Origin of the sequence: Helicobacter muridarum, from assembly GCF_000765805.2 — a bacterium.
Lineage (GTDB): Bacteria > Campylobacterota > Campylobacteria > Campylobacterales > Helicobacteraceae > Helicobacter_A > Helicobacter_A muridarum.
This window is the reverse complement of the sequence record NZ_JRPD02000039.1, coordinates 1-8774: the sequence shown is the minus strand read 5'-3', so window position 1 is coordinate 8774 and position 8774 is coordinate 1. Positions and strand designations below refer to the sequence as shown.

At 32.8% G+C, this 8774-nt stretch carries 6 protein-coding genes and 1 pseudogene; 5 read left to right on the top strand and 2 right to left on the bottom strand.

Annotation, left to right across the window (positions count from 1 at the left end; genetic code table 11):
* From LS73_RS09325 to LS73_RS09315, 3 genes are all read left to right on the top strand, one after another.
* The coding region (locus LS73_RS09325; protein WP_138070025.1) for a Mu transposase C-terminal domain-containing protein at positions 1–549 on the top strand (549 nt) is incomplete at its 5' end.
* Positions 550–929: 380 nt separating this feature from the next.
* Positions 930–1148: a DNA adenine methylase gene (locus LS73_RS09320; RefSeq protein ID WP_104692301.1), complete on the top strand. Its 219-nt coding sequence runs from the start codon at positions 930–932 to the stop codon at positions 1146–1148.
* Between the two features lie 47 nt (positions 1149–1195).
* Positions 1196–1543 carry a DNA adenine methylase gene (locus LS73_RS09315; RefSeq protein WP_034558408.1) on the top strand — a complete coding sequence of 116 codons (348 nt, stop codon included), beginning with the start codon at positions 1196–1198 and terminating at the stop codon, positions 1541–1543.
* A gap of 707 nt (positions 1544–2250) precedes the next feature.
* Here LS73_RS09315 and LS73_RS09310 read toward each other — a convergent pair.
* Positions 2251–3453, bottom strand: a complete 1203-nt coding sequence (locus LS73_RS09310; RefSeq protein ID WP_104692302.1) for an ABC transporter permease — start codon at positions 3451–3453, stop codon at positions 2251–2253.
* A 203-nt stretch (positions 3454–3656) separates the two neighbouring features.
* Between LS73_RS09310 and LS73_RS09305 the strand changes: the two genes are divergently transcribed.
* Together LS73_RS09305 and LS73_RS09300 are read left to right on the top strand one after the other, a co-directional pair.
* On the top strand, positions 3657–7184 hold the full coding sequence (locus LS73_RS09305; protein WP_104692303.1) for an acyl-[ACP]--phospholipid O-acyltransferase: 3528 nt from the start codon (positions 3657–3659) through the stop codon (positions 7182–7184).
* A complete protein-coding gene (locus LS73_RS09300) occupies positions 7171–8226 on the top strand; it encodes an aminotransferase class IV (protein ID WP_034557269.1) in 1056 nt (351 codons plus the stop codon). The genes LS73_RS09305 and LS73_RS09300 overlap by 14 nt, the downstream gene beginning before the upstream one ends.
* 118 nt (positions 8227–8344) lie before the next feature.
* Here the strand turns inward: LS73_RS09300 and LS73_RS09295 are convergent.
* Positions 8345–8774, bottom strand: a pseudogene (locus LS73_RS09295) (site-specific DNA-methyltransferase); the annotation flags it as partial.

Genomic DNA, 8774 nt, shown 5'->3' with positions numbered 1-8774 from the left:
AAGCTCTCGCCTAGTCTAATAAAAACGGTTAATAAAAAAGGAATAATGCATGGGGGTGTATGGTATGGCTGCATAGAAGCATTTAACTATGACAAAGTGTTTGTTAGAGCTAATATCAACAATACAAAAGAGCTATTTATCTATGATAAAAAGGGTAACTTTATAGAGATTGCGCATTGTGTAGATTCTATAAAAGGTGTAAGTGCTGAAGTCGCAAAAAGAGCAGAGCAAATTACATTTAAGCGCATAAAAGTCGCACAAAAAGACATAGATAACAATAGAAGCGCACAACAAAATAACCTTGACTTACTCATAACAAAAGCAGAACAAGACGCACCAAAGGTAAAAACTCCAAAGACTCCACCAATTAATAACATAAACATAGTGGCAGCGAAGCTAAGAAGAGAGGCACAGATGCAAAAAGCTGTGGGTGATGACATATTAGAACAAATAGAAAATGAGCAAATCATAGAGCAAAAGAAAAAAGATTTAAGCTTTTTTGCAGCTGTGATTAAGAATAAAAAGGCTTGCTCAAAAATCCATCAATGATAGCATGAGACTAAAACTTTAAAAAGAGATTCTAAAAACAATAAATAAAAAGGAGAAATTGTACTCCTTCCTCGCAACCTCTAGGATGTAGTAGCATAAGTAGAAGTATGGTAGGAGGATATATTTATAATAATACTAGCATTGTTGGGAGTAGCACAAATGAAGTTAAAAGAGTGCATTTGTTAGAGGGATATTATGTGGGCTAGCAGTTGATTTGACTAGATTGATGATTTTAAACTAAATCTATTTAAACAAGATAGAAAGAGAATTTAAACATTGTTTAAATAGAGTTTTAACGCATAGTTCTGCCTTTAAAACAAAATATTTTAACTCTTTTTAAAAAAGAGAATTTAATTTTTTATGTTTTATAAGGAGACATTATGGAAACAGGTTTTTATAAACCTACAACACTAAAAGCCCCATTTTCTTGGGTTGGAGGTAAAAGCAGACTAGCAAAAGATATTGTAGAACTCATGCCTCCGCATAGACTTTATGTAGAGGTGTTTGGTGGAGCGTTATCAGTTTTGTATGCAAAACCAAGTATAGAGGACACGCTAAAACAAAGAGCAAAAGAGAGAATAAATCTTAAAATGGTATAAAAGAGCAAAGCAAACTTAGCATTTTTATAGATAAAATATGCAGAAATGTGGATAGCCCAAACAAACTAGTTGAAGTTGTAAATGACACAAACGGCGATTTAATTAACCTTCATAGAATTATCAAAACTCGCCAAAAAAGTCTTGAGCTAGAGCTTTCAAACATGCTTTCTAGCAGGGAGATTCTTGAGAGCATTAAAAAAGGTGAGATAAAACCAAAAAATGATATACAGAGAGCCACATTTTATTTTTATTTACTTTCATTTAGTTTTTCTAGCAGGGGAGAGAATTTTGCAATGGCAAAGCATAGAGGCATTAAAAATATTTGTAGAGATTTTAGTGTATTCTCAAGACGATTAAGGCATGTTTGTATTGAAAACATGGATTTAGCAAATTAATAAAAGAATATGATGAGAGTGCCCTTTTTATCTTGACCCGCCTTATGTTGACACAGAACATTATTATAAGACCAAAGATAAATTTGGAACAAAAAGCATGAAATATTAGCAAATATGCTAAGCAATATTAAGGGTAAATTCATTCTTAGCTACAATGATTGTGAATTGGTTAGAGAGCTTTATAAAGACTTTATAATAATGCAAACAAAAGAACAAGGGAAGTATTGGTGATAAATTATGATATTAAACCTTAGTACCAATAGGTTTAAACATAAACGCTAGATATAGGCTTTTTCACCTTGCGATGCTTTTTTAATTATACCAACTACCAAAGCCTTAATAATCTTGCACCTAAGAAATCAAAAAGCATCTTGTAAATTAATTTTACTAAAGAATTCATATTGGATATTTGCCATTATCTATCATAATATTGTAAACTATGACTATTGCTTGTATGTCGCCCTATAACGCTACATATAGTTACTTTTTATCCACAGCTCCAATTTTTAAGTAATTCATTCTTGAAAGCATAATGTCTAATTTTTTAAGAGCTTGTTTGAGTATTTTGCAAAAACTTAGCTATTCGTTTCTATTTTGCAGTTTGAAGATTCTTGGAAAGTATTTTTTCATTCTAATTTTAAACGCGAATACTTAGATTTTATTCATGGATTTATAAATGTGCAATCCTGATATAGAATTTATTTTTGCTATTCATATCTTAGAGCCTCGATTGGATCTAGCTTGGAAGCACGATAGGCAGGCAAGTAACCAAACACAATTCCAACAACAGCAGAAAACATAAACGCGCCAAGTGCCACCCACATGTCAAATATAAAAGGTAGCCCCATTTGCTCTGTAGCAAACCACGAAATGAAAAACCCCATAAAAATACCAATCAATCCGCCAAGAGCACTAACAACTATTGATTCTATTAAAAATTGAAGCAATACATCACTCTCTAGTGCCCCAATAGCAAGCCTAGTGCCAATCTCTCTTGTTCTCTCGGTTACAGAAACCAACATGATGTTCATTATTCCAATGCCACCTACAATAAGACTAACTCCAGCCACTGCACTAAGAAATAACATTAAAACTTTAGTAGCCTCTGTTAGTCTTTCTTCAAATGCTTTTGTGTCCCATACATCAAATGTATCGATTTGTCCTGGCTTAATGTTACGATAATCTCTTAATATATCCTTGATGTTGCGAACAATCTGTGTAGAATCTGCTCCATCATGCATGGAAATCATGATTCTATTTATATTATAAATACTTGTGATTCCAGATATATTACGTAAAAATGTCTTAAATGGCAGCAACACAACATCATCTTGATCATTTCCGTTGCTTGATCCTTTAGCCTTTAGCACACCTACAATTTCACATATAGACTTGCCTACGCGAATATTCTCGCCTATTGGATCTTTATCCTTAAATAGCGCAGCACGAACGCTCTGTCCTATTATGCAAACATTAGCACTTGTCTCATCATCGTTGAACTTCCTTCCAAGGGCTATTTCTAGGTTTGCTACTTCAAAGTATTCATCTGTTATGCCATTAGCAGTAGTTTGCATATTTGAGCCCATATATTGCACAAGTGGAGATGAGCTAGCAATCGGAGCTACAGCCTTTAGATTCAGCCTTGAGCGTAATATAGAGACTTCCTGCATGGAGAATTTCCTATTAAGCGAACCTCCACCAGTATTCAAGCCTCTAGCAGGGTGAACAACCAATAAATTACTACCAAGTGCTTCCATTTGTGTTTTAACGTTTTGTGTTGCACCATTGCCCAATGTAATCATAATAATCACAGAGGCTACTCCAATAATGACACCAAGCATAGTCAAAAAGGCACGTAAATAATTACGTGAAATTTGTCTAAATGCCAAAACAATAGCATTCCATATCATAATATCTCTCTTTATGAATTCTATTATTAATATCAGATATAATTATAATCCAAATATTTGCATCTTAGACATTATTTAGATTAAATTATTTTAAGATCATTATGCAAGTTCAAAGCCTAGTACACTTAAGTTATCAACAAAGTTTTATCATGCAATTTGCTATAATTTAAATTAGTAATGTAGCAAATGAGCAAGGAAATGCAATGAATAAGATATATAAAATCAAAGGCTTTATACCATTTATTATCGCAGCATTTATCAACTCATTTATAGATTTAGGTCATAAAGTCATTATGATGAATATTATCTATAAATCTTTTAACGATGAAACACAGTTTTGGTATAGCTTAATTATAAACGCGCTAATCATACTTCCATTTATTTTAGCTTTTTCCCCATCTGGATTCCTTAGCGATAGATTCCCTAAGAGTGAGATTCTAAAAGTTGCTGCGGGAGCAAATGTATTGTTATTCTTTCTATTATTTTTATCATATGTAAATGGGTTTTTTTGGGTTGCATTTTATACTACATTTTTGCTGGCATTACAGAGCGCATTTTATTCCACGGCTAAATATGGCTATATAAAGGAGCTAGTAGGCAAGAAAAATCTAACTTGGGGGAATGGAATCATTCAGGCTAGCACAGTAATTGCTATGCTATTTAGCTTGATTATATTCTCAGCCTTATTTGAACAACTTTATGACTTGAAGTTAGCAACTCCAAATGAGATTTTAAGAGTTATGTTTCCATTATCTATATTGTTGTGTGTGTTTGGAATATTAGAGCTAATAATAAGCTTTCGTTTGCCATTAATACCTCCTACATCAAAGATTATATTTAATAAATCGCATTACATATCAGGGGAATTGCTAAGACAAAATCTTTATTCTATTGCAAAGCACAAAATAGTCTTTTTATCAGTTATTTTTATCACAATATTTTGGTCTATCTCACAACTCATAGTAGATATATTTCCTGTGTATGTGAAAAACAACCTACATATATCTAATACTAGATTTGTTGTTAGTATTCTTGCTATCACTGGTCTAGGTATCATCGTAGGTTCTGTGATTGCTGGTAGATTCTCTAAAAACTATATAGAGACTGGATTTATCCCACTTGGGGCTTGCATTATATTTATTGCAATAACTTTGTTTACTTTATTTGATTCGTTCTTTATGTTAGCTGTTCTTTTCTTTCTATTTGGGCTTGGCGGAGCATTGTATATTGTTCCTTTAAATGCTCTAATGCAGTTTTATACAGATAACGGCGAGTTAGGTAGAGTAATAGCGGGTAGCAACTTTATTCAAAGTATGGGCATGATTTGCTCTTTAGTAGTAGCTAACTCATTTGCAATATTAGCTTGGAATGAAAGCTGGTTATTTTATGTTGCAAGCATTATTAGTTGCATAACTATGATATATACAATTAAGCTTATGCCATTTTCTCTTGTTAGGATTCTAATAAGTATAGCAATTCTGCAACGCTATAGGCTAATTGTCGAGGGATTTAATAATATTCCTAGAACTGGAGGGGTACTATTGCTTGGTAACCATATATCTTTTATTGATTGGGCAATAGTGCAAATGGCATTGCCAAAAAAGGTATATTTTGTTATGGAGCGCAGTATTTATTCTAGGTGGTATGTTCGGCTTTTTATTGATTTTTTTGGTGTGATTCCAGTATCCAATCTTGCTAGTAAGGAATCAATAGGGCAAATTCAAAAGCATATAAGCAATGGCGATATGGTATGTCTTTTCCCAGAAGGTGTAATTAGTAGACATGGACATTTAAATGAATTTAAAAGCGGATTTGAAAAAATATCTCAAGGAATAGACGAGAGTAGGGCTGTGATTCTGCCATTTTATATACGAGGAATGTGGGGGAGCATTTTTAGCCGTAGTAATGAGCAATTTAGGGAGCGCAAAAGAAGCTTTACCAAAAGAGATGTAAGCATAGCATTTGGAGAATCTATACCATTGCATACGCATAAAGACAAAATAAAGGCTAAGATATTTGAAATGAGCTTTAAGGCTTGGGAACATCAATGTAAGAATTCCTCAACACTAGCTGAGGCTTTTATAGAATCATGTAAACGTGGCGGTAATGATATTGCAATAGTTGATACACAGACAGGCAGTATTTCATATCGTAGACTTTTAGCCTTATGCGTGATTCTTAGTCAAGATATAAAAGAAATGAACTTCAAACCATTACCAAAAAAGACATCTAACTGCTCGCTTCCTAATGATTGTATAGGAGTATTGCTCCCATCTTCAATAGCCTCTGTGATATGCAACTTCGCTACCATTATGTCTGGCAAGATTGTTGTAAATCTAAATTTTACAGCGGGTAAAAGTGCTATATCTTCTGCAATAAAATCTGCTAATATCTCGCATATATACACCTCTAAAAAATTCTTAGATAAGCTTAAGGAGAGAGGAGTTGAATTTGATTTTAGCGATTGTGTTGTGCATTTCATGGAAGATATTGTCATGGGTATAAGGAAACATAAAATTGTTTTTATACTGAATCTAATACTAATATCACTAATGCCAACTTGGCTCCTAAAATTGCTCTTTGCAAAAGATAGCGATATAGATTCTGTATGTGCGATACTCTTTAGCAGTGGTAGTGAGGGTGCACCAAAGGGGGTAATGTTAACTAATCTAAACATAATGAGTAATATTGCACAAATAGCAGATGTAATTCATGCTAGGAATGATGAGACTATACTTTCATCATTGCCTCCATTTCATGCCTTTGGATTAACTGTTACTACATTTATGCCGTTGATAGAGAATATACTAGCGGTAGCACATGCCGATCCCACGGACGCATTAGGTGTAGCAAAGGCAATAGCTCAAAATAAAGTAACAGTAATGTGTGCAACTTCTACCTTGCTTGGAATCTATGCTAGAAACTCAAAGTTAGATAAAGTTATGTTTGATAGTATTAGACTAACAGTTAGTGGTGCTGAAAAGCTAAAGAGCGAGGTTAGAGAGGCTTATACTATTAAATTCAATAAACCAATCTATGAGGGATATGGAGCAACAGAGACTACACCTGTAGCAAGTGTAAATCTTCCAGACGAATTTGATGTTACATATTGGCAAATTCATAGGGCAAACAAAGAAGGTAGTGTTGGCATGCCATTACCTGGAACTGCTATTAGAATTGTAGATTGCGATACATTGGAGCAGTTGCCAACAGGAGAGCAAGGGCTAATTCTTATTGGTGGACATCAAATCATGCAAGGCTATCTAAATGATCCAGAAAAGACAAGTGAAGTCATACTAGAACTAGAGGGCATTAGATGGTATAAGAGCGGAGATAAGGGTTATGTTGATTCAGATGGATTCTTGCATATTACAGATAGATACTCGCGCTTTGCTAAGATTGGCGGAGAAATGATAAGTCTATCTAGTATTGAAGAAGAGATTGCTAAGATATTGAAGCTAAATGATATTACGCAAGAAGTAAGATTTTGTGCTGTTGGGCTAGATGATTTAAAAAAAGGAGAGAAAATAGTGTTGCTTATAGAATCATCAGGTAATATACATGAGCATATTATTAGCTCGATTAAGGATTCAAATATGATTCCATTGCGTAAGCCAAGCCAATATTTTATAGTAGATATGATTCCTATGTTAGGAAGTGGTAAGGTTGATTTAAAAGGTGTAAAAGATTTAGCAATACAAGTTGAAAGAGATATGAATGCTAAATTATGATTTCGCATTATTTGAAACAATGCTAGTTTTTAATGACAGAATCTTTTTACTATCGGCTCATTTAAATAGGCTTTATCATAGTGCTATTAGGCTTGGATTTGACTATAAAAATATAGAAACATTATTATTGCAATGTAGTTCTAATTCAATTATTACCAATAATGATAAGCTAAAGGATAAAACGGAAAATTTTATGTCTTTTTGTAGTTTAGATTCTAGTATTGGCTATGGCAATTTGTATATCAATAAAAATTTTGTAAATATTATAAAAGACTTTCTTAGCATGAAAATAGAAGATAATTCTATATATGATTGTGAATCACAATATGATTTTAGCTTGCAAAATAAGCTTAATTTGCAGTTAGATTCTCTTTATGAATGTAAAACCCTTTGGAGTGATGTAGCGATAATAAAGAATTTGGTAAATGAAGTAGTTATAACAAACACATTAAAGCAACCAGCAAATGGTATAAAAGAGCAAAAACATAAATATCAAGCTCTAAATATAAGTCAAAATTACAATGTAAGTAATAATATATGCCAAGATATGGGACATGATAATATGGTCTATAACATAGGGCAAAATTATATTATGCGCCTTATATTACAACACGATGGAAAGATGCTTTATACAATAAGCCCATTAGATAAAATTACAAATTATGATGTTCTTCTATCCAATAATATACTAAATTCTGAATATATATTACATAGACATAAAGCTACTAAGCGAGAGCATTTTATAGATGCCACACAGGCAATTGCCAACAATCTTTGCTTTGATTGCATATATTTGAATGAGATTGGAGAGATTACAGAAGGCTCAAGGAGCAATATTATTGTGCGACATGGTAAAAAATACTATACACCACATAGCTCTAGTGGACTTTTATGTGGAACTTTTAGATCTTTACTACTAAGCAATAATATTTGTCAAGAAAGAATACTTTATAAAGAAGATATACAGAATGCAGATTCTGTATATTGTATAAATTCTGTAAGAGGCATAGTTAGAGCTAGATTGATGAATTTTGATTATTAACTAGAACTTGTAATCACAAAATTATCAAATAATGCTTGTGAAATCTAAATTTGTAAGATATAAATATGATATTTATTCAATAATATTCTGTGATATATTATTATTTTCTACCATTCCTCTACTCCCACCAAATGAGATTTTTAAGCTTTGGGTATTTTGCTAAATCAATAGAATCTAAGTTAAGAATCTCGCCATTATCAAATTCACACGATTCTGTGCCTTTGGAATCTAAAAATAATCTTTTAATTTTCCACCCCATAAGGTTTGCTATGGTTTGGAAAATATCAAAGCCTTTTCTATACTCTGTGTGCATATCTAGGCACACACTCTCACCCTTACTAAGCTTATCAATAAGTTTGCGGGATTTGCGATAATCTAGTATCGTTTTAGCCTTAGCATAGTCTTTGCCTTTATAGATTTCATTGTCATATTGAGGCGAAGCCGAAATATCTCTTTTATTGCCTTGTTGAGATACTTCAGCTAACGCTTCAGTATGACAAAGAGAGGATTTAGAATGACAAAAACTTAGCACATATTCGCAATTAGCT

Excerpts from the sequence above, each read along its gene's own strand:
- LS73_RS09320 (WP_104692301.1), top strand. The coding sequence starts at position 930 with ATGGAAACAGGTTTTTATAAACCTACAACACTAAAAGCCCCATTTTCT.
- LS73_RS09310 (WP_104692302.1), bottom strand. The coding sequence starts at position 3,453 with ATGATATGGAATGCTATTGTTTTGGCATTTAGACAAATTTCACGTAAT.
- LS73_RS09305 (WP_104692303.1), top strand. The coding sequence starts at position 3,657 with ATGAATAAGATATATAAAATCAAAGGCTTTATACCATTTATTATCGCA.
- LS73_RS09300 (WP_034557269.1), top strand. The coding sequence starts at position 7,171 with ATGCTAAATTATGATTTCGCATTATTTGAAACAATGCTAGTTTTTAAT.